This is a genomic window from Streptomyces sp. NBRC 109706 (assembly GCF_000974485.1).
In the GTDB taxonomy this organism is placed as follows: Bacteria; Actinomycetota; Actinomycetes; order Streptomycetales; family Streptomycetaceae; genus Streptomyces.
The window spans coordinates 375,515-396,547 of record NZ_BBOM01000010.1; the positions used below are offsets into that span (position 1 = coordinate 375,515).

The 21,033-nt window shown below is 71.6% G+C and carries 19 protein-coding genes; 7 read left to right on the plus strand and 12 right to left on the minus strand.

The genetic code is table 11. The annotated features are described in order from the left end of the window. Window positions 1-16: 16 nt before the first annotated feature. On the minus strand, window positions 17-652 hold the full coding sequence (locus AOM46_RS24100) for a hypothetical protein (RefSeq protein WP_234313936.1): 636 nt from the start codon (window positions 650-652) through the stop codon (window positions 17-19). A 453-nt stretch (window positions 653-1,105) separates the two neighbouring features. Here AOM46_RS24100 and AOM46_RS24105 point away from each other — a divergent pair, with 453 nt between their 5' ends. Beyond that, the gene (locus AOM46_RS24105; protein ID WP_062214894.1) at window positions 1,106-2,686 is read left to right on the plus strand and encodes a S8 family serine peptidase; all 1,581 of its coding nucleotides are present in this window, start codon (window positions 1,106-1,108) and stop codon (window positions 2,684-2,686) included. Between the two features lie 94 nt (window positions 2,687-2,780). Here the strand turns inward: AOM46_RS24105 and AOM46_RS24110 are convergent, their stop codons facing one another. After that, on the minus strand, window positions 2,781-3,656 hold the full coding sequence (locus AOM46_RS24110; protein WP_062214896.1) for an ABC transporter permease: 876 nt from the start codon (window positions 3,654-3,656) through the stop codon (window positions 2,781-2,783). A 2-nt stretch (window positions 3,657-3,658) separates the two neighbouring features. Further along, complete coding sequence (locus AOM46_RS24115; protein ID WP_062214898.1) at window positions 3,659-6,361, minus strand: alpha/beta fold hydrolase; 2,703 nt, start codon at window positions 6,359-6,361, stop codon at window positions 3,659-3,661. 439 nt (window positions 6,362-6,800) lie between these two features. On the opposite strand from AOM46_RS24115, the gene AOM46_RS24120 reads away from it, so the two are divergent. Then, the gene (locus AOM46_RS24120; protein ID WP_062214900.1) at window positions 6,801-8,297 is read left to right on the plus strand and encodes an MDR family MFS transporter; all 1,497 of its coding nucleotides are present in this window, start codon (window positions 6,801-6,803) and stop codon (window positions 8,295-8,297) included. 65 nt (window positions 8,298-8,362) lie between these two features. Here the strand turns inward: AOM46_RS24120 and wrbA are convergent, their stop codons facing one another. From wrbA to AOM46_RS24135, 3 genes are all read right to left on the minus strand, one after another. After that, entirely contained in the window at window positions 8,363-8,974 is a 612-nt protein-coding gene (gene wrbA / locus AOM46_RS24125) for an NAD(P)H:quinone oxidoreductase type IV (protein ID WP_062214902.1), read from the minus strand. Window positions 8,975-9,236: 262 nt separating this feature from the next. Continuing rightward, window positions 9,237-9,476, minus strand: coding sequence for a DUF397 domain-containing protein (locus tag AOM46_RS24130; protein WP_062214904.1), 240 nt, complete (start codon window positions 9,474-9,476; stop codon window positions 9,237-9,239). Beyond that, the gene (locus AOM46_RS24135) at window positions 9,473-10,336 is read right to left on the minus strand and encodes a helix-turn-helix transcriptional regulator (RefSeq protein ID WP_062214905.1); all 864 of its coding nucleotides are present in this window, start codon (window positions 10,334-10,336) and stop codon (window positions 9,473-9,475) included. The genes AOM46_RS24130 and AOM46_RS24135 overlap by 4 nt, the downstream gene beginning before the upstream one ends. A gap of 210 nt (window positions 10,337-10,546) precedes the next feature. Between AOM46_RS24135 and AOM46_RS24140 the strand changes: the two genes are divergently transcribed. Both AOM46_RS24140 and AOM46_RS24145 read left to right on the plus strand, forming a co-directional pair. Then, a complete protein-coding gene (locus tag AOM46_RS24140) occupies window positions 10,547-10,999 on the plus strand; it encodes an ATP-binding protein (protein WP_062214907.1) in 453 nt (150 codons plus the stop codon). 115 nt (window positions 11,000-11,114) lie between these two features. Further along, entirely contained in the window at window positions 11,115-12,896 is a 1,782-nt protein-coding gene (locus AOM46_RS24145; protein ID WP_234313945.1) for a VanW family protein, read from the plus strand. Window positions 12,897-12,938: 42 nt separating this feature from the next. Here AOM46_RS24145 and urtE read toward each other — a convergent pair whose 3' ends face one another. The 6 genes from urtE to AOM46_RS24175 form a co-directional block, all read right to left on the minus strand. After that, window positions 12,939-13,634: an urea ABC transporter ATP-binding subunit UrtE gene (gene urtE, locus AOM46_RS24150; protein WP_062214909.1), complete on the minus strand. Its 696-nt coding sequence runs from the start codon at window positions 13,632-13,634 to the stop codon at window positions 12,939-12,941. Continuing rightward, the gene (gene urtD, locus AOM46_RS24155) at window positions 13,634-14,479 is read right to left on the minus strand and encodes an urea ABC transporter ATP-binding protein UrtD (protein ID WP_062214911.1); all 846 of its coding nucleotides are present in this window, start codon (window positions 14,477-14,479) and stop codon (window positions 13,634-13,636) included. The genes urtE and urtD overlap by 1 nt, the downstream gene beginning before the upstream one ends. Further along, window positions 14,476-15,552, minus strand: a complete 1,077-nt coding sequence (gene urtC, locus AOM46_RS24160) for an urea ABC transporter permease subunit UrtC (RefSeq protein ID WP_062214913.1) — start codon at window positions 15,550-15,552, stop codon at window positions 14,476-14,478. Before urtC ends, urtD begins: the two co-directional genes overlap by 4 nt. Next, window positions 15,549-16,445, minus strand: coding sequence for an urea ABC transporter permease subunit UrtB (gene urtB, locus AOM46_RS24165; protein WP_062214915.1), 897 nt, complete (start codon window positions 16,443-16,445; stop codon window positions 15,549-15,551). Before urtB ends, urtC begins: the two co-directional genes overlap by 4 nt. 3 nt (window positions 16,446-16,448) lie before the next feature. After that, complete coding sequence (gene urtA / locus AOM46_RS24170; protein ID WP_062214917.1) at window positions 16,449-17,696, minus strand: urea ABC transporter substrate-binding protein; 1,248 nt, start codon at window positions 17,694-17,696, stop codon at window positions 16,449-16,451. A gap of 223 nt (window positions 17,697-17,919) precedes the next feature. Then, window positions 17,920-19,008 carry a substrate-binding domain-containing protein gene (locus tag AOM46_RS24175; RefSeq protein ID WP_062214919.1) on the minus strand — a complete coding sequence of 363 codons (1,089 nt, stop codon included), beginning with the start codon at window positions 19,006-19,008 and terminating at the stop codon, window positions 17,920-17,922. Between the two features lie 124 nt (window positions 19,009-19,132). Here AOM46_RS24175 and AOM46_RS24180 point away from each other — a divergent pair, with 124 nt between their 5' ends. From AOM46_RS24180 to AOM46_RS24190, 3 genes are all read left to right on the plus strand, one after another. After that, window positions 19,133-19,594 carry a MarR family winged helix-turn-helix transcriptional regulator gene (locus tag AOM46_RS24180; protein ID WP_062214922.1) on the plus strand — a complete coding sequence of 154 codons (462 nt, stop codon included), beginning with the start codon at window positions 19,133-19,135 and terminating at the stop codon, window positions 19,592-19,594. Next, window positions 19,591-20,337 carry a tyrosine-protein phosphatase gene (locus tag AOM46_RS24185; RefSeq protein ID WP_062214925.1) on the plus strand — a complete coding sequence of 249 codons (747 nt, stop codon included), beginning with the start codon at window positions 19,591-19,593 and terminating at the stop codon, window positions 20,335-20,337. The genes AOM46_RS24180 and AOM46_RS24185 overlap by 4 nt, the downstream gene beginning before the upstream one ends. A 149-nt stretch (window positions 20,338-20,486) precedes the next feature. Continuing rightward, entirely contained in the window at window positions 20,487-20,948 is a 462-nt protein-coding gene (locus tag AOM46_RS24190; protein WP_062214927.1) for an NUDIX domain-containing protein, read from the plus strand. Window positions 20,949-21,033 lie beyond the last annotated feature (85 nt).

Sequence of the window (21,033 nt, forward strand, 5' to 3'; positions counted from 1 at the left end):
GCGGGCCGGGCGCCCGTCAGTCCTTGCCGTCGTCCCAGTTGGAGCCGATCCACCCCTCGTGGGTGTGGAGCAGCGCGAGCAGCGCCATCGTCACCCGGGGGTCCCAGCGGTTGTCGACCTCGGTCAGTCGGAACTGGGTGGATCCGTTGGCGAAGTCGAGCGTCACCGCGCCGCCGATCCGCCAGCGGGTGCGGCGTGGCGGACGGGCCACGTCGCCGCCGAGGAGGGCGAGCACCAGCATCACCGCCTGGATCGGGGAGAGCAGCCACCAGACCCACCACCAGAAGAGGTTGCCCTTCTTCCCGACGGCCACGGTGCCGTCCACCTGACGCACCGTCCAGCGGGTGCGGCGCGGGGTGGTGAAGGACGCCGGATCGCGGACGACGAGGGCCAGCGGCTCGCCGGCCGCGCCCAGCACCTCGTACTCGGCGGGGCCGCGTCGGCTCGCCGACCGGGTCACCACCTCCGCCAGGCGTTCCCGGCGATCGGGGTCGCGCCACAGTGTGAAGGCGCGTACCCCGCCGCGACGTTCGGCGAGATAGCGCTCGACGGTGCCTCCCGGGGGCAGTCGGCGCTCCGCGTAGGCGCTCGCCTCGACGGCGGACGCATGGCGCGAATCATCCGCCGCGGCCCTCCGTATCTCGACCGGCACCTGCCCGTCGGACGGGTGCGGTCCCTTCGCCTTGAGTCGGGCTTTGCGATTCGGCCCATGGTCCTGGAGCCATAGATTGTTTCCCACGTCGGGACCCTAGCGGGCGCCCGTGGGAGCCCGATCACGGGGCCGGCCCCCACCGGGATCGGCGCCACCCCGGCCGGGGCGGGACGGGGCGAGGGGGACGCCGACGGGGGAGCTTTTTTCGGCCAGCCGTCCGGAGGCCCCGCGCCCGCCCTCCGCTCCTCGTATACGAAGCCTGACGTGCGCTTTGACCGACAGCACGTCAACTCGTGGGCCGCTACGCGGAGATGTCGTTCTTGTGAAGCATCGCTCCGCCCTCTTGCGAATCTGCACGCGTAGATCAACAGTTGTGACGTGCTCATGGAAAGTCTGACTTGACATGGGCACATAAGGTCCTTCGATGTGCCCTCACAAGGAGCAAACCTCTTCATGGACAAGACGCGTAAGCCGACGCGACTCCTCCTGGGATCCGGTGTGGCCACCGCCGCCGTGCTGGCCCTCACCGGTGCGGTCCTGCCAGCCGCCGCCCACGCCAGCGAGACCCCCACCGGGGTGATCGCCAACGCGGGTGCCGAGAACCTCATCCCCGGCAGCTACCTCGTCACGCTGAACAGTGCGGAGATTTCGACCAGTGTCGAGCGGACGGCCGACTCCCTGGCCGACGCCCACGGGGTCGAGGTGACCGACGTCTACCAGCACGCGCTGGAAGGCTTCGCCTTCGAGGCCACCGAGGCCGAGGCCCTGGAACTGGCCGCTGACCCGGCGGTCGCCGAGGTCACGCAGAACCAGCGGGTGTACGCCAGCGGGACCCAGACCAACCCGCCGTCCTGGGGCCTTGACCGGATCGACCAGGCTTCGCTGCCGCTGGACAACTCCTACACCTACCCGGACCACGCGGGTGAGGGCGTCACCATCTACGTCATCGACACCGGCGTCCGCTACAGCCACGCGGACTTCGGCGGTCGCGCCAGCTTCGGCTTCGACGCCTACGGCGGCGACGGCAGCGACGGCCAGGGCCACGGCACCCATGTCGCGGGCACCGCGGCCGGCACCGCCTACGGTGTCGCCAAGGAGGCCGACATCGTCTCGGTCCGGGTGCTCGACAACAACGGCTCCGGGACCATCGCCGCCGTGGTCGGCGGCGTGGACTGGGTGACCGGCAACGCCGACGGTCCGTCCGTGGCCAACATGAGCCTGGGCGGCGCCGCCAACTCGACGCTGGACACGGCGGTCGCGAACTCCGTCGCCTCCGGCGTCACCTACGCCGTCGCCGCGGGCAACGAGTACGGCACCGACGCCTCCACCCGTTCCCCCGCCCGCGTCGCCAGCGCGATCACCGTCGGTTCGACGACCAACACCGACGCCATCTCGCCGTTCTCCAACGTCGGTTCGGTGGTGGACCTGTTCGCCCCGGGCAGCAACATCACCTCGGCGTGGAACACCGGTGACAGCGCGGAGAACACCATCTCCGGCACCTCGATGGCCGCCCCGCACGTCGCCGGCGGCGCCGCGCTGTACCTGGCCGAGAACCCGGACGCCACCCCGGCCGAGGTCGAGGCGGCGCTGACCGGCTCCGCCGTCGCCGACGCCATCACCGGCATCCCCGGCGGCACCGCCAACCTGCTGCTCAACGTCAGCGGCGACGGCAGCGGCCCGGGCAACCCCCCGTCCGGTGAGCGCTTCGAGAGCACCAGCCCGGTCGCCATCGTCGACAACTCCACGATCTCCTCGGAGATCGAGGTCAGCGGCGTGGGCGCGTTGGAGGGCGCGTTCGAGGTCGAGGTCGACATCACCCACACCTGGGTCGGCGACCTGACCGTGAGCCTGGTCAGCCCCGAGGGCACCTCCTACGTCCTGCGGGAGCGCAGCGGCGGCAGCGCGGACGACATCCAGGCCACCTACCGGGTCGCCGGTAGCGGTGTGGACGCCGACGGCACCTGGACCCTTCAGGTGACGGACAGCGCCACCCTGGACCAGGGCACCCTCAACAGCTGGGCCCTGCAGTTCTGATCGGGTCTGATCCAGTCCTGATCTGAACGGAACACCAACGATGGCCCTCCCCTCCTCCGAGGGGAGGGCCGTCGCGTTCCCCGACCCGATGCGCTCAGGAGACGATGTCCTTGCGCGCGAAGTGCCGGTAGGCCAGGGCCACCAGGATCACCGCATAGGAGAAGGAGATGGCCGTTCCGCGCGCCATGCCGTTCCACTCCACCCCCTGCTGCAGGGCGTCCAACCAGGCGAACTGCCAGTGCGCCGGGATGAGTTCGCGCCAGTCGCCGAGCGCGGTGACGGCGTCCAGGATGGAGCCGACCACGGTCAGCGCGATGGCGCCGCCCACCGCGCCCAGCGGGGCGTCGGTCACCGTCGAGAGATAGAACGCCAGGGCGGCCGTGACCAGTTGGCTCGCGAAGACAAAGGCGATGGCGAGGCCGATCCTGGCCACCGCCTCGGAGCCCGGCAACGAGCCCCCGGTGGGCAGCTCCAACGGGCCCCAGCCGTAGGCGGCGGTGCCCACGCCCAGCGCGACCAGGGGCAGCGACAGCATCGCCACGGCCGAGAACGCCAACGCCACCAGCAGTTTGGCGGTCAGCAGCCGCGCGCGCGGCACCGGGGCGGCCAGCAGATAGCGCAGCGACGACCAGCCGGCCTCGGCGGCGACCGTGTCGCCGCAGAACAGCGCGACGGGCACCACCAGCAGAAAGCCGGCCGAGAGATAGAGGCAGACGGCGGCGAAGTTGGGCCCGGAGGCCGTCGCCGTGTCCAACAGCGTGTCGACGTTCGAGTCGGGGGTGCCGCCCACCGCGAAGGCGACCGCCACCAGCGGTGGCAGGGCGACCAGCAGCAGGCCCACGACCAGGGTGCGGCGCCGGCGCAGCTGCCGGATCGCCTCCACCCGCAACGGCAGGGTCCGGCGCGGGACATAGCCCGGGGCGGCGGAGGCGGGGCTTTCGCGGAAGCGCTCGCGGACGGGGGTTGGCATCGTCAGGCACCGCCGATCAGGGTGAGGAAGGCGTCTTCCAGGCGCCGGTGCGGGGTCAGTCCGTGCACCGGGACGCCGGCGGCGACCAGTTCGGCCAGGAGAACGTCGGGGCCGGCGCCGTCCAGTCGGACCAGCACCCCGTCCTCGACGCGGGTGGCGGCGGCGACGCCCGGCAGCTCCCGGAAGGTGGCCAGCGCGTCGTCGGTCACCGGCCCGCCGACATCGACCAGCACGGTGTCCCCCGAGCCCACGATCTCGGCCACCGGCCCTGAACGCAGCAGCCGCCCCTTGTCCATCACGACCAGATGGCTACAGCTCTGTTCGACCTCGGCCAACAGATGACTGGAGACGATCACGGTGCGTCCGCCGGCCGCATAGCGGATCATCACCTCGCGCATGGCGCGGATCTGGGGCGGGTCGAGCCCGTTGGTCGGCTCGTCGAGGATCAGCAGATCGGGCAGGCCCAGCATGGCCTGGGCGATGGCGAGGCGTTGACGCATGCCCTGCGAGTAGGTGCGGACCGCGCGGTCCAGCGCGGTGCCCAGATCGGCGATCTCCAGCGCCTCCTCGATCCTGGCGTCCTCGGCGGGGCGGCCGGTGGCGCGCCAGTAGAGCTCCAGGTTGGCGCGGCCGGTCAGATGCGGCAGGAAGCCGGCGCCCTCGACAAAGGCGCCGACCCTGGAGAGAACGGGGGCGCCAGGACCGACGAGCCGGCCGAAGATCCGGATCGTGCCGGCGTCCGGGGTGATCAGGCCCATCAGCATCCGCAGGCTGGTGGTCTTGCCCGCGCCGTTGGGGCCCAGCAGCCCCAGCACCTGCCCGCGCGCCACCCGGAAGGTGAGGTCGCGCACCGCGTACCGGTCGCTGGAGCGGCTGTAGCGCTTGGTCAACCCCTCGATGGCGAGCGGGACTTCGGCCAGCTCGGGGTCGAAGTCCGGGCCGCCCGCCCGGGGTCGGCGGCGGACCAGCACCAGGGCGAGGCCGACGGCCACGGCGATCAGCGGCAGCCCGGGGACCCACCAGGGCAGCGCGGCGGGGGCGGTGTCCACCTCGGGTGCGGTCGGCAGGGTGAGTCCCGGCTCGGCGAGCGCGACGGTGTAACGGGCGGTCCCGGCCGGCGAGGCATAGCCGATATCGGTGCTGGAGATCACCAGCCGCAGCCGGTGCCCCGCCTCAAACGGGTAGTCGATGGCGGGCAGTTGGAAGGTGACGGTGGGCTCTGTGTCCGCGTCGTCGATCCGCAGCGGGGCGACGAGCTGGGCCGGCAGCGACTGGGTCTCGCCGTCCGGGGACACGTCGTAGAGCTTGCCGAAGAGCACCGCCGAGGGGGTGTCGGAGCTGACGGTGAGCCGCACGCTCGGCGCGCCGGTGACCCGGGTGCTCTCGGTCAGCGGCAGCGAGTCGAAGCGCGCGTACTGGCCGGGGAAGTCGATCGCGGGGCCGAAGCCGAGCCCCGAGAGCTGGCTGAGCCCGCCGAGCCCGGGCACCGAGGAGACGGCGGCCGGCGCGCCGCCCGGCGGGTTGACGAAGGTCTGTGGTTCGCCGGTCAGATCGACGGTCAGCGGCGGGCCGGAAAGGCCCGGATAGCTGTCGCTGGCGGCGCCGCGCAGCAGGGTGTCGCCGTTGGTGGTGTCGATCCCGGTGATCCTGGTCACCCGGAACGGCGGTCCGGTGTCCACGTCGGTGTCGTCGCGGAGATAGCGGTCGAACCAGTCGACGACGCGTCGGTCGGTGCGCTCGGCCTCGGAGATGCCGCCGTCGTGGCCGGCCCAGATCCACTCGACGGCGACGGGGGCCCCGTTGGCCTCGATGGCGGCGGCCATGGCGTCGGACTGGTCGAGCGGGAAGAGCGAGTCGTGCTGCCCCTGGATGATCAGCGTGGGCACGTCGATCCGGTCGGCGACGGCGGCCGGGCTGTGCGCGGCGAGCAGGTCGAGCGCCTCCTGGTCGGGGCTGCCGGCGACGGCGACCCGCTGGTAGAGGGCGCACAGCTCGGGGGTGAAGCGCCCGCAGCCGGGGTCGGCCGTGGTCTCGTCGGGCGGCGAGCCGACGCCGGGGTCGGTGGCGCCGGTGGTGAAGAGGATGCCGGCCCAGAGCTGTTTGAAGACGCCCCGGGGGAAGAGCGATTCGGCGAGGTCCCAGTAGGTGATGGCCGGCGCGATGGCGTCGACGCGGCCGTCGTGTCCGGCGGTCAGCAGCGCGATGGCGCCGCCGTAGGAGGCGCCGGCCATGCCGACCCGTGGGTCGCCCTGGCCGTCCAGGGTGACCTCGGGCCGCTCGGCCAGCCAGTCGATGAGCCCGGAGACATCGGCCACCTCGCGCTCCGGGTCGTTGAGGCCGATCTGGCCGCTGGAGTCGCCGAAGCCACGCGCCGACCAGGTCAGCACGGCATAGCCGGCCCCGGCCAGCTCCTCCGCCTGGGCCTGGGTGTCCACCTTGCTGCCGCCGAAGCCGTGTCCGAGCAGCACGGCGGGGCGGGGCGTCCCGTCGTCGGCGACGAAGAAGGAGGTGTCGATCTCCACGGTGCGTGCGGAGCCCGGGGTCTCCGGCAGGGTGAGCACCTGGTCGGTGCGGCGGACGGTGGGCTCGTCCGAGGCGATGGCGAGGCTGAGGGCGCCGAGCCCGGCCAGGAGGGCGAGTGCGGCCAGTCCGGCCAGGATCGGCCCCGGCCGTCTGAGCCGGTGAAGCCATCGGAGTTCGGTCACCGAAAGGCGTCCCTTCGGGGCGGGAGTGATCAGCCCACGCTACCCAACGCCCACCCCTCGCCCGGACGTTCGACCTGCGGGCCGGGCGCGGGGGCCGGGCCGGGGAGAATCGTGTCGGCGCACTCCGGGGGCGCGTGCGCGTGCGCACCCGCCGGCTGTCCCGGGAACAGACGGCGCCTGCGGACGGTTACCTGTCGCACCGTCCGGGGACCGACGCGCTCCGTCGCGCCGGGGCGCGCGGGGATGGTGACCGATCACCCCAAAACGTCTAAAGCTTTCCCCAACTCGTTTACGTGTAGTAAGCAACTTGTCGTAAGGTCGCGAACGGACCACATCATGGGGAGATCGTTTGACCACGCAAAGTAAGGAATCCATACCCGACCCGGCGACCTCGCCCACGGTCGGGCCGCCGGGACCACCGGACATCGCGTCCACCACCATGACGCACGCGGAGATCATGCGCGCCCTATCCGGGCTGTTGCTGGGCATGTTCGCCGCGATCCTCTCCTCAACGATCGTCACCAACGCCTTGCCGCGCATCCTTTCGGATCTGCGGGGCGGCCAGTCGGCCTTCACCTGGGTCGTGACGGCCACGCTGTTGGCGATGACCGCTTCCATGCCGCTCTGGGGCAAACTCGCCGACCTTTTCGACAAGAAGCTGCTGATCCAGATCGCCCTGAGCATCTATGTGATCGGCTCCATGATCGCCGGGCTCTCGCAGAGCCCCGCGATGCTGATCACCCTGCGGGTGGTCCAGGGTCTCGGCGTCGGCGGACTGATCGGGCTCTCCCAGATCATCCTCGCGGCGATGATCCCGCCCAGGGAACGCGGCCGCTACAGCGGCTATCTGGGCGCCACCTTCGCGGCCGCGACGGTCAGCGGTCCGCTGGTCGGCGGCGTGATCACCGACACCTCCTGGCTGGGCTGGCGCTGGTGCTTCTATATCGGGGTCCCGTTCGCGCTGGCCGCGCTGGTGGTGCTGCACCGCACGCTCAAGCTGCCGTCCGTGCGCCGCCCCGGGGTGCGCATCGACTGGGCCGGCGCGCTGCTGGTCAGCGCCTCGGTCTCGCTGCTGCTGATCTGGGTGACCCTGGCGGGCGACTCCTACGACTGGGCGTCCTGGCAGAGCTTCGCCATGGTCGGCGGGTCGGTGGCGCTGGGCGCCCTCTTCGTGTTCGTCGAGACCAGGGCCGCCGAGCCGATCATTCCGCTGCGGCTCTTCCGGGACCGCACCATCGCGCTCGCTTCGGCCGTCTCCCTGCTGGTGGGCGTGGCGATGCTCAGCGGCACGGTGTTCTTCAGCCAGTACTTCCAGCTGGCCCGGGGCGAGAGCGCCACCATGTCGGGCGTGATGACCATCCCCATGATCATCGGGATGACGGCCGCCTCGACGGTGTCGGGCTGGCTGATCACCCGCACCGGCCGTTGGAAGCACTGGCTGGTGGTGGGCGGCGTCCTGCTGACGGCCGGCTGCGGTCTGCTGGGCACCATCCGGCACGACACCCCCTACGGGCAGGTCGCCGTGTTCATGGCCCTGCTGGGCCTCGGCGTCGGGATGACCATGCAGAACCTGGTCCTCGCGGCGCAGAACGTGGTGAGCCCCAGGGACCTGGGCGCCGCCAGCTCGATGGTCGCCTTCTTCCGCACCTTCGGGGGCGCCATCGGCGTCGCCGTGCTGGGCGCCCTGCTGGCGAACCGGGTGACCGGCTATGCCAGCGGCCCGCTGGCCGAGCTGGGCGTCGCGGGCGGAGGCGGCGGCGCGATCCCCGACATGGCGTCCCTCCCCGGCCCGGTGCGGGGCGCGCTGGAGAACGCGTACGGGCACGGCGTCGCCGACATCTTCCTGTTCGCCGCGCCCACCGCGCTGGCCTCGCTGCTGCTGACCTTCTTCATCCGGGAGATCGCACTGCGCACCAGGACCGACGGCGCCCGATGAGCGACGGCGCCCCGCCCTCCCCGGTCAGGGGTGGACGGGGCGCCGTCGTCGTGTCGGCCCGGGGATCAGGCGTCGGCGCTGATCGCCCGCGCGAAACGCACCACCCGCTCGGCCTGCACCCGGGCGGCATTGATCACCACATCATCGACCGGAAGGCTGCCCTGACCGTCGACATGCGACGTGCCATAGGGGTTCCCGTCCGCGAACTTCGCCGGGTCGGTGAACCCCGGGGGCACCAGAACGCCACCGAAGTGGTACACCGAGTTGTAGAGCGCCAGCAGTGTGGACTCCTGGCCGCCGTGCTGGGTGCTGGTGCCGACGAAACCGCTGTAGACCTTGTCGGCGAGCTTGCCCTGCGCCCAGAGGCCGCCCAACTGGTCGAGGAACTGCTTCAGTTGCGCGGCCACATTGCCGAACCTGGTCGGCGTGCCGAAGATCACGGCGTCCGCCCACTCGACGTCGCCCGGGGTGGCCACCGGCACCTCGGCGCTGGCGGCGGCGTGCGCGGCCCAGGCCTCGTTGGAGGCTATGGCCTCGGCGGGGGCGAGTTCGGCGACCTTGAGCAACCGCACCTCGGCGCCGGCCTTGGTCGCCGCCTCGGCCAACTCCTGGGCGATCCGGGCAACGGTCCCGGTCGAGGAGTAGTGGATGATGGCGAGCTTCACGGGAGTGCTCATGCTGAGTGGAACCTCCGGATGGGACGGATGATCAGTACGGTGTAGTTGAACCTACAACTACACCGGGATCTTCCCGCCCCGGAGGAGACATAGATCACACCCATAAAAGCGACCCCCACGCCTTGGCCCGGGGGTCGTTGGGAACAACCCACCCTCGGGGTGGGTCGGTTGGGGGGGACGGTCGGCGTCGGCCCGTCCGGTCGGGACGACGGCCTCGGGCTCGACTCAGGGGGGACTCAGACGAAAAAAAGCGGATGCGGACTCAGGCGAAGAGGAAGTCGGCCTCACCGCGCTTGGCGCCTCGGATGAAGCTCTCGATCTCGTGCATGGTGTAGATCAACGCCGGACCGTCGGGATCCGTCGACTGGCGTATGGCCACCCGCCCGTCCGCCAGTTTCAGGGCCTCGACGCAGTTCCCGCCGTTGGTGCCGCTCCACGGCTTGCGCCAGCCCTCGCTGCCCAACTCCCTGGCGGGCATTCCGTTGTAGATGTGGTTGATCATGCGGTCAGCTCCTTGCGAATCTCACCGAGAAGGGCCTCGGTGTCCTGCGCTGACGCCGCTTGCGTACCCATGCGGTCCAGAACCTCCAGATAGGCCACGGTGTCGGGCCGTTCGTCGAGGTAGGTCGCGCCGGTCAGACTTTCGGCGTAGATGATGTCGGGCAGTTCCGGGATCTCGAATCGGAAGAGCTGGAACGGCCCGAACATGCCGGGATGGGGTCCGGCGCTGAACGGCATGATCTGCAGGGTGACGTTGGGCAACTGCGTCGCCTCGATCAGCCGGTCAATCTGCTCCAGCATCTCGGAACACGTTCCGACCCGACGCCGCAGCACATGCTCCTCGACCACGGCCCACAACAGCGGGGCCCGGGGCCGGGAAAGCAACTCCTGACGTTCCATCCGCAGCGCTACCCGACGCTCCAACTCCTCTTCCGAAGCGCCGGGAAACCCAGTGCGCAGCAGGGCGCGCGCATAACCAGCGGTCTGCAACAGACCTGGCACGCAGTGTGGTTCATAGGCCCGGATCAGGCTGGCCTCGCCCTCCAGGCTCACATAGAGGCTGAACCAGTCGGGCAGCACATCGCGGAAGCGGTGCCACCAGCCGGGCCGGTTGGCCTCGTCGACCAGCCGGAGGAAGGACTCCGCCTCCTCGGCCCGCACCCCGTAACGCTCCAGCAGCGCCTTCACATAGAGCGGCTTCAGGCCGACCTCGGCCTTCTCCATGCGCCGCACCGTCGTGGTGTTGACGCTCAACGCGGCGGCGGCCTCGGCGAAGGAACAGCCCGCCCGTTCCCGCAGCTCCCGGAGCCGCAGGCCAAGGACGATCTGCCCCACGGTCGGCCCGGACCGTGCCTCTGCCACGTCGTCTCCCCTTGCCGCGTTCCGTCTCGCCGAATGTCATCTCACCTACGCCGCACAGAAGTTTGCCACACCGGGTAGCGATATCCACAGAGATCCCTTCGCTTTCTGCGAATTGCAGAACTACCCTTGCGTGGACGCCCCACCAGCCCGCATAGTGAACACGTGTCCCGGCTCACGACGGCTCCAGCTCCCCGGAAGGCGACCCCGCCCGTGTCCCCTGCTCGCGGCCTGCCGCCGTCCCCCTTCCAGGCACCGGAGATACGCTCCGCCCCCTCGCCAGGCGAGAGCTTCGCGCTCCCCGCGCGGGACACCTCGGTGGCTACGGCCCGCCACCGGACGCGCGTCCAACTCTACGGCTGGGGTCTGTCATCCTCCACGTCGGACACCGCGCAGCTCATCGTCTCCGAGCTGGTCACCAACGCCATTCTGCATACGCACAGTAGCCAGGTCCGCTGTCTCCTGTGGTCCTCAGGACAGTTCCTCAGGATCGAGGTCGCCGACGAGGGCGCGGGCCCGGCCCGGGGCCCCGTCGGGGTGGCCGACAGTGATCAGGAGCACGGCCGCGGGCTGCTGTTGCTGGACGCCCTCGCGGCGCGTTGGGGCGTGATCTCCCCCGACCGGCGCGCCGGTTGTACGGTCTGGGCCGAGCTGCCCGCGCACTGAGCCGGCCGGCCGCCCGGAACGCCGCCCACCCTCGGCTCCGAGCACGGTCTTTGCTAGCCTTTCGAGGTTATTCCTTCCCGCGTCGCCCGCCCGACCGTCGCCTCAAGGGAGTTCCGTGGCCGTCATCCCACCGATCCCGGCCCAGCCCCCTCGGATACCCGGCCAGGACCCGGCGCCCTGGCGTCGCTGGGCCCTGTGGGGCGGTGCGGGTCTGCTCGCGGTTCTTCTGCTCTCCCTGCTGCTCGGCGCCCTCGGCGTCTTCCAGAGCGGCCGGATAGCCTCCGGCACCACGGTGTTGGGGGTCGATATCGGCGGGCTGTCCCCCGAGGACGCCAGGGCGCGGCTGACGGCCGAGCTGGTCGAGGTGCGGGCGGCCCCGATCCGGGTGGTGCTCGGCGAGACGGACGAGCCGGTCTACGAGGTGGATCCCGAGGACGCGGGGCTCGTGCTGGACGTCTCCGCCACGGTCGAGTTGGCCGACCGCCCCGGGCTGTGGGGCCGGGTCTTCGGCGGCGGGGGCGGCGCGATCGATCCGGTGGTGGTCCACCACCGGGAGCAGTCGGGCGAGACGCTCGGCCGGCTGGCCGAGGAGGCCGACAGCGCCGTCACCGAGGGGGCCGTCGCCTTCGCCGACGGCGAGGTGGTGGTCACCGAGCCGAGCGCCGGCAGCGCCCTGGATGTCGAGCCCGCCGTCGAACTGCTGCGCACCGGGTACCTCAACGAGGAGATCCAGCCCGTGCGGCTGCCCGTCTCCCAGGCCCAGCCGCTGGTCGACGAGGAGGAGGTGGCCCGCGCCGTCCGGGAGTTCGCCGAGCCCGCCATGTCGGGCCCGGTGACGCTGCGCACCGAGGACGGCACGGCGCAGCTCTCCCTCTCCCCCGATCTGCTGAGCGACCATCTGCGGCTGACGGCCGACGACGGGGGTCGGCTGGAACCGGCCCTGGCCGACGACGAGTTGGTCGCGGACGAACGGCTGGCGCCGCAGCTCGCGGCCGCCACAGAGGAGCCGACGGACGCCACGGTCCGCCTGGAGGGCGGCTCCGTGGTCGCCTCGGGCGGCTCGCCCGGCCGCGAGGTGGCCGCGGACGAGTTGGGCGAGGTGGTGCTGCCGCTGCTCACCGGCGTCGGCACGGCGGCCAGGACGGGTGTGCTGCCGACCGAGGAGGTCGAGCCGACGCTCACCGCCGAAACCCTCGACGATCTCGGCCTGGTGGAGGAGGTCTCCAGCTTCACCGTCGAGTTCGAGCCGGCGGCCTACCGGATCACCAACATCGGCCGGGCCGCCGAGCTGATCAACGGCTCCCTGGTGGAGCCGGACGAGGTCTGGAGCTTCAACGAGCGGGTCGGCGAACGCACCGAGGCCAACGGCTTCGTCGAGGGCGTGATCATTCTCGACGACCGCTACCAGACGGCGCAGGGCGGCGGCGTCTCGGCGGTGGCCACCACGATGTTCAACGCGGCCTTCTTCGCCGGCGTCGAGTTCGTCGAGTACGGCGCGCACTCCTTCTATATCGAGCGCTATCCGGAGGGCCGGGAGGCCACCGTCGCCTGGGGCAGCCTGGACCTGCGCTTCCGCAACGACTCGGGGAACGCGCTCTATGTGCTGGCCTCGGCCGACGACCACTCGGTGACCATCACCTTCCTGGGCACCAAGCGCTACGACGAGGTCCGCTCCGAGACCGGCCCCCGGGAGAACGTGGTGGAGCCGGAGCGCCGGGAGAACGACGACGAGGAGTGCGTCCCCCAACCCCCGCTTGAGGGCTTCGACGTGGTCGTCGAGCGGGTCTTCGTGCGGGGCGGCGACGAGGTGAACCGGCAGCGGTTCGAGACGGCGTACACCCCCAGGAACGAGATCGTCTGTGTGGCGGCCGAAGAGGACGACGAGGGCGACGACTGAGCCCCGATGCCGGGCGTCCGATCCGCCCGGCACCGCGCGGGGTCAGACGCTGAGCGCCTCCCGCACCCGGGCCTGGGCGTTCTCGTCCCCCTCGCCCGACGACGTGATCCGGCCGGCCTCCAGCACGTGGTAGCGCTGGGCGGCGCGCAGCGCGAAGCCGATGTGCTGCTCGACCAGCAGCACCGACAGCCCGCCACGGCCCGCGAGCTCCAGGATGGTCCGCTGGATCTCGGCCACCACCGACGGCTGGATGCCCTCGGTCGGCTCGTCCAGCAGCAGCAGCCGGGGGCGGGTGATCAGCGCCCGGGCGATGGCGAGTTGCTGCCGCTGGCCGCCGGAGAGCAACCCGGCGCGGCGGCCGGCGAGTTCGCGCAGGGCGGGGAAGAGGTCAAGTGCCTCGTCCAGCGCCTCGGCGCCCCCGCGCCCGCGTCCGTCGGCGACCAGCCGCAGGTTCTCCAGGGCGGTGAGCTGCGGGAAGCTCTGCTGTCCCTGCGGCACATAGGCGAGCCCCAGGCGCACCCGCCGGTGCGCCGGCAGCCGGGTCACGTCCCGCCCGTCGAACCGCACCCGGCCGGCCGCCGGGCGCAGCAGGCCGAGCGCGGCGCGCAGCAGGGTGGACTTGCCGGCGCCGTTGTGGCCCAGCACGGCGGCGACGCCGTCCGCCGGCACGGTCAGGCTGACGCCGTGCAGCACATGGCTTCGGCCGTAGCCGGCGACCAGATCGGTGATCTCCAGCATCACGACTCCTCGACTCCGGTGGCCGCCACGGCGGTGGTCGACCGGTCGGCGGGCGGCTCGGTGGACGACGCCTCGGGCGGGTGGCCCAGATAGACCTCCTGGACGCGGGGGTCGGCCCGCACCTCGGCCACCGTTCCCTCGCTGAGCACCCGCCCGGCGTGCAGCACGGTGACGCTGGCCGCGTAGGCGCGCATGAAGTCCATATCGTGTTCGATCACCACGACCGTGCGGTCGCCGCCGGCCACGGTGCGCAGCAACTCCCCGGTGGCGTCCCGTTCGTCGTGGCTCATTCCGGCCACCGGCTCGTCCAGGAGCAGCAGTCGGACGTCCTGCACCAGCAGCATCCCGATCTCCAGCCACTGCTTCTGTCCGTGGGCCAGGGTGCCGGCGGGGCGGTGGGCGTGGGCGGTCAGGCCGACGGTGGTCAGCGCCTCCTCCACGGCCGGCGGGACGGTGCGGCGCTGCCGCAGCAGGGTGCCGGGGCGGCGGCGGGCGCCGGCGGCGATGTCGAGGTTCTGCAGGACGGTGAGCTGTTCGAAGACGGTCGCGGTCTGGAAGGTGCGGCCGATGCCGAGCCGGGCGATCCGGTGGACGGGCCGGCCCAGCAGCTCCCGGCCGCCGAACCGCACCGAGCCGGTGGCCCGGGCCAGTCCGGTGACGGCGTCCACCAGGGTGGTCTTGCCGGCTCCGTTGGGTCCGATCAGAAACCGCAGGTCGCCGGGGCCGACCGTGAGACTGACGCCGTCCACGGCGGTGAACCCGTCGAAGGAGACGCGCAGTTCGTCGATGGTCAGGCCGGATGCTCGCGACGGTTTCGGCGGTTGCGGCGGGGGCGCCTCGGTCATGGGGTTCCTCCCACGGGGCTCGGGCGGCGGCGGGCGACCAGCTGCCGCAGGGAGATCAGTCCGCCGGGCAGGAAGGCCACCACCACGATGAAGAGGCCGGCCTGGAAGTAGGTCCAGGCGGCGGGGAACTCCTCGGAGAGGGTGGTCTGGGCCCAGGCGACGGCGATGGCGCCCAGGGCGGCGCCCACCAGACTGGCCCGGCCGCCGATGGCCGCGCCGATCAGGAACTGGATGGAGGGCACGATGCCGATCAGCGCGGGCGAGATGATCCCCACCGCCGGCACGAACAGCGCCCCGGCGAGACCGGCCATGCCGGCCGAGACCACATAGGCGGCCAGCTTGACCAGGGCCGGATCGTAGCCGAGGAAGCGCACCCGCTCCTCCGAGTCCCGGACGGCGACCAGCAGTTCGCCGTAGCGGCTGAGGAACAGCTGACGGGTGAGGAGCATCGTGGCCAGCAGGGTGCCGGCGATGATGAAGTACACCATCCTGCGGTTGATCGGATCGTGCAGCGCGAAGCCGAAGAACCCCTGGAAGTTGGTCAGCCCGTTGGTGCCGCCGGTGGTGGCCTGCTGGCCGATCAGCAGGATGGCGAACGCGGCGGCGAGCGCCTGGCTGAGGATGGCGAAGTAGGCGCCCTTGACGCGGCGTCGGAACACCAGGTAGCCGATCAGCGCGGCGACCGCCATGGGCACCAGGAACACCGCGGCGACCGCGACCACCGGGGACCTGAACGGCTCCCACCACCACGGGAGTTGGTCCGTGGAGCCGTAGAGCAGCATGAAGTCGGGCAGCTGCCCTGGCCCGGCGTCGGCCAGCTTGAGGTGCATCGCCATGGCATAGCCGCCCAGGCCGAAGAACAGGCCCTGGCCCAGGGTGAGCATGCCGCCGCGCCCCCACGCCAGCGAGATGCCGACGGCGACCAGCGCGAAGCAGAGGTAACGGGCCAGCTGTTCGAGACGGAAGTCGGAGAGCAGGGCGGGGGCGACGGCGAACAGCAGCACCGCGCCCAGCGCGTAGCCGGCGGCCAGCCGCCAGCGGGCGGCGAGGCGCCCGTTCGGGTTCTCGATCATGCCAGGCTCCGGGTGCGCAGGGTGTAGATGCCTTGGGGACGCCACTGGAGAAAGGCGACGATGGCGACGAGCACCACGACGCGGGCGAGGCTCACGGTGGTGGAGTACTCCATCACGGCCTGCAGCACGCCCAGCGCGAAGGCCGCGATGACCGCGCCGCGCAGCTGTCTGATGCCGCCGACCACGATCACCAGGAACGCGTCGATGATGATGTTGGTGCCCATGGTCGGCCCGATGGGCCCGACCAGCGTCAACGCGACGCCGGCCAGCCCGGCGAGCCCGGACCCGATGAAGAACGTGATCCGGTCCACCCGACCGGTGGCGATCCCGGACGCCTCGGCGAGATCGCGGTGTTGCACCACGGCCCGCATCCGCCGCCCCAGCGGGGTCAGCCGCAGCGTGAGGGTCAGCGCCAGCACGGCGGACAGCGCCAGCGCCAGGATGAACAGCCGGCTGTGCGCCAGCGTCAACGGATGCTCACCGCCGATCAGGGTGATCCGCCCGCTGAGCCAACTCGGCGCCTGGGTGTGGACGTTGGGCGCGCCGAAGATGTCGCGGGCGAGCTGCTGCAGCATCAGCGACACACCCCAGGTGACCAGCAGGGTGTCCAGCGGCCGGGTGTAGAGGCGCCGGATCAGCAGCCATTCGAGAAGCACCCCCATGGCGCCGGCGACCAGGAAGGCGATCGGCAGGGCGAGGAGCAGCGAGGTGCCGGGCGCCTCGACGGACCGCTGGACGACATAGACGGTGTAGGCGCCGGCCATGATGAACTCGCCGTGCGCCATGTTGATCACGCCCATCTGACCGAAGGTCAGGGACAGGCCCAGGGCGATCAGCAGCAGCACGGCGCCGATACTGACGCCGGTGAAGGACTGGCTGAGGATGACGGTCATGGGTCAGGACAGGCCCTCGGCCCAGTCGTACGCGCGCAGGTAGGGGTCGGGCCTGATGGGTCCCTCGCTGCTCCACACCTCGGTGATCAGTCCGTCGGCGCCGATCTCCCCGATGCGGTTGGTCTTGTGGATGTGCTGGGTCTCGCCGTCCACCGTGACGGTGCCCTCGGGCGCCTCGAACGTGATCCCGTCGGCCGCCGCGCGGACGTCGGCCACCTCGAAGGAGCCGGCCTCCTCGACCATCGCCGCCCACAGGTGGACGGAGGTGTAAGCCGCCTCCATCGGATCGGACGTCGGCCGGTCGGCGCCGTAACGTTCCTGGTAGGCGGCGACAAACGCCTCGTTGGCCGCGCCCTCGGTGGTCTGGTAGTAGTTCCACGACGTCAGCTGGCCGGCCAGGTTCTCCGCGCCGATGCTGTTGACCTCCTCCTCGGCGATGGAGACGGAGAGCACCGGCATGGTCTCGGCGGTCAGCCCGGTGGCGGCGTACTCCGAGAAGAAGGAGACATTGCTGTCCCCGTTGAGCGTGTTGAACACGGCGTCGGCGCCGGAGCGTTCGACCTTGTTGGCGATGGTGGCGAACTCGGTGGAGCCCAGCGGGGCGTAGTCCTCGCCGGAGATCTCGATGCCGTACTCCTCCGCGTAGGCGCGGATGATCCGGTTGGCGGTGCGCGGGAAGACATAGTCGCTGCCCACCAGGTAGAGCGATTCCACGCCCTGCTCGACCAGGTAGTCGAGGGCCGGCACGATCTGCTGGTTGGTGGTGGCGCCGGTGTAGAAGATGTTGGGCGACTGCTCCAGGCCCTCGTACTGCACCGGATAGAACAGCAGCGAGTCGTTCTGCTCGAAGACCGGCAGCACGGCCTTGCGGCTGGCCGAGGTCCAGCAGCCGAACACGGCGGCCACCTGGTCCTGTTGGATCAGCTTCTCCGACTTCTCGGCGAACGTCGGCCAGTCGGAGGCGCCGTCCTCGCTGATCGGCTCGATCTGCTTGCCCAACACGCCGCCGTCGGCGTTGATCTCGTCGATGGCGAGCAGCAGCGCGTCGCGGACCGTCACCTCGCTGATGGCCATGGTGCCGGAGAGCGAGTTGAGCAGGCCCACCTTGACGGTGTCGCCCGAGGTGTCGATGGTGGCGGCGGCGCTGGTGCTCTCCTCGCCCGCTCTGGCTCCGCAGGCGGTGAGCGCGAGGGCGGTCGCGCCGGCGACGGCGATCGCGGCCAGGTGGCGTACCCGGGCTATGGCGGGCATCTCGTCCTCCTTGTCCCCGGCGGCTCCGGGGAGTCTTGTCCCCGGGAACGGGGGGAGGCTTCTCCCCGGTGGACGCGGGGAAGCTTCCCCCTGACGACCACGGGGAGGATGAGGGAAACGCCGGGCAACGCCGCCCGACGAGGGCACGCCACAGCTTCAATTCGCCCTATTACCCGGGAATTTCACGACCGTTAATACTTCCGTTCGGAAGTATCACGGTGCCTCAGCTCCAGGCGTCCAGGTCGGCGGTGACGGCGAAGTCCAGGCCGTCCGCCTGCGCCAGATAGATGCGCTGCCGCACATGACGCCCCCTCAGCCGCAGCTCGCCCCGCGCCCCCTGATAGCTCACCTCGGGCGCCACCCCCTCGATCGCCGGCACCGCCACCGAACCGGCCCGACCGACCAGCGCGGCCAGTAACAACACGCCCTCGTAGCACGACTCCCCCAACGCGCTGGGCGCCGGCGCCTGCAGACCGAACCTGGCGGTATAGCGCCCCTGGAAGTCGAGCGTGTCGGCGGTGGCCAGCGCCGCGAAGAAACCACCCGTCGCGCTCAACCCCCTGGTGGCGTCCGGCCCGCTGGCCACCAGCATGTTCTCGTCCATCAGGGTGCTCAGCCGCAGGCTGCGCCGGTCAAGACCCGCGGCGGCGAACGCCCGGTTGAACCGCACCGCGTCGCTGCCGACCAGCAGCATCAGGACGGCGTCCGCCTCGGCGCGCTCGACACGGCGCAGCGCGGCGTCGAAGTCCTCGGTGCCCAACGGCAGATAGTCGGCGCCGACGACCCGGCCGCCGTCCGCCCTGGCATAGCGTTCGGCGGCCCGCGCGGTACGCCGGGGCCAGATGTAGTCGTTGCCGACCACATACCAGCGCCGCACCCGCAGCTCGGCGGCGAACAACCGCATCGCGGGACGCAGTTGACCTTCCGGGGTCTCGCTGGTCAGAAAGACGCCCTCGGTGTTCTCCCCGCCCTCGTAGAGCGCCGTATACACATAGGGCACCCGCTGGGCGATGCGCGGCGCCACCGCGCGCCGCACCGAGGAGATATGCCACCCCGTCACCCCGTGCACGATTCCCGCCCCGACCAGCGCCGCCACCTCGTCCGCCACCCGCCCCGGCGGGGCGCCGCCGTCGACCGGCACCAGCCGCAGCGCGCGCCCCAACACCCCGCCGTCCGCGTTGACCTCGTCGGCGGCCAGCCGCGCGCACAGCTCGCAGGCCGGGCCGAAGATCCCCGCCGGGCCGCTCCTGGGCACCACCAGGGCGACGCCGAGCGCGTCGGCGTCGGGGGCCAGCCAGTCGCTGTGGGCCATCCGCCCATCATGGCCCCGAGGCGCCCACCCCGCCGGACGCTCCCACCCAGCGAGACGACGCCCGCCCCGGCCCGGCGGACGCCGTTTGTACCATGGAGACCAGGACCGCCCCTCAAGGAGTGCGATGCCCTCAACTCCCGCGCCCAGCGCCGACACACCCGAGGATCTGTCCTTCCTGCTCACCCGGGCGGAACGGCTGGCGGCCCGCAGGCTGCGCGAGGCGCTGGACGAGACGGGCTGCTCGGTCGACGGCTGGCGGGTGCTGGCCCTGCTGGCCGACGGGCAGGGCCACGGGATGACGGCCATCGCCGACCGGATGCTGCTCCCGCCGCCCAGCCTCACCCGGCTGATGGACCAGCTGGTGGACGACGGGTTGGTGCACCGCCGGGTCGATCCCCTGGACCGCCGCCGGGTGTTGGCCGGGCTCACCCCGCACGGCGTGACGGTCCAGGCGGAGCTGGCCCACCGGGTGCGGACGGCCTGGACCACCCTCCCGACCGACCCGGACGACGCCCTGCTCGCCACCCTCCTGGACCGCCTGATCACCCGCCTCGAACTGCCCGCCGCCACACCGGCGGTGCGGTGACCCACCGGGACCTGGCGTGGCAGGGCTGCTTCAACGCCCGCGATCTGGGCGGACTTCCCACCCTCGACGGCGGAACGACCCGCCGGGGCGCGGTGGTCAGGGCCGACCGGCTCGACCACCTCACCGACGCCGGCTGGGCGGCACTGCGCGCGCACGGGGTGCGAACCGTCGTGGACCTGCGCGAGGTTGACGAGACCGCGGAGGCCCCCGTGCCACCCGCCGGCGTCGAGCGGATGAGCGTCCCCCTGGACGACGCGGCCGACACGGCGTTCTGGCGACGCCTGCGCGAGCAGGGGCTCAGCAGCGGCACACCGCTGTACTTCGCGCCGTTCCTCCGGGCCAAGGCCGACCGCTGCGCCCGCGCGGTCACGGCCGTCGCCGAGGCGCCGCCGGGCGGAGTGGTGGTGCACTGCGCCTCCGGACGCGACCGCACTGGTCTGATCTCACTCCTGCTGCTCGCCCTGGTGGGCGCGCGCCCGGGCGATATCGCGGACGACTACGGGCGGAGCGGGGAACGTCTGCCACCGCTCTTCGCCCAGCTGGGTCGGGAGGATGAGGCTCCGTTGATTCGCGCACTCCTCCGCGCCCGGGGCACCACCGCCCGCGCCGAGATCCTGGCCGTGCTGCGGGAGTTCGACGTCGCCGCGCTGCTGCGCGCCGCCGGGCTCACCGACCGGGCCCTGGCCGCGCTGCGCGCCCGGCTCACCGACCCGCCGCCGACCGAGGCGGCGCGCCGACGGTGAACCGGCGAGGTCCCCATGGCGGGACCCGTTCGGACCCCCGCTAGCGCGGAGTGCGATCCCCTTACTACACAATGTAGTTGAGCCCGATACTGAGTCCGGTAGTCCAGCACGGCAAACGTCTGTCTCCCACGGAATCGGAGAGATCATCCATGCCCCTGCACCATGAGCTGCCGATCCGCGTCAACGTTCTCTGCACCACGCGCACCCTGCGCGTTCTCATGATCCGGCGCCCCGACGGCGACGCCTGGGAGCTGCCGGGCGGGATGGTCCCGGCCGGCGCCTCGGTCGCGGAGACCGGCGTCGAGGTGCTGGCGGCCAGGACCGGGTACCGGAGGACGATCGACTCGGGGCTGTCCTTCAGCCTGGAGACGGACGAGCGGGGCGCGGTACGGGAGTTGAGCTATGTCCTGGACGGCGGGATCACGGAGGGCATCCCCACCGAGGCGATCGAGCTCAAGCCGGGGTGCCGGTGGGCACCCATGGCGGAGTTACGCAAGCTTGCCCCCGTCGTCCAGTACGCCATCATCGCCTCGGGCCGCTCGGCCGCGTTCCCGCTCCTCACCAACGGCGACTTCGCCGCGCGGGCGCCCAGCCGTCTCCGCACGGCCTGACCGACGGCCGGCGTCGGCAGCGGTGGGGGCGGGTGGTCCGGTGCCTGGGCATCGGACCACCCGCCCCGAGGAGAGACAGCCGCGG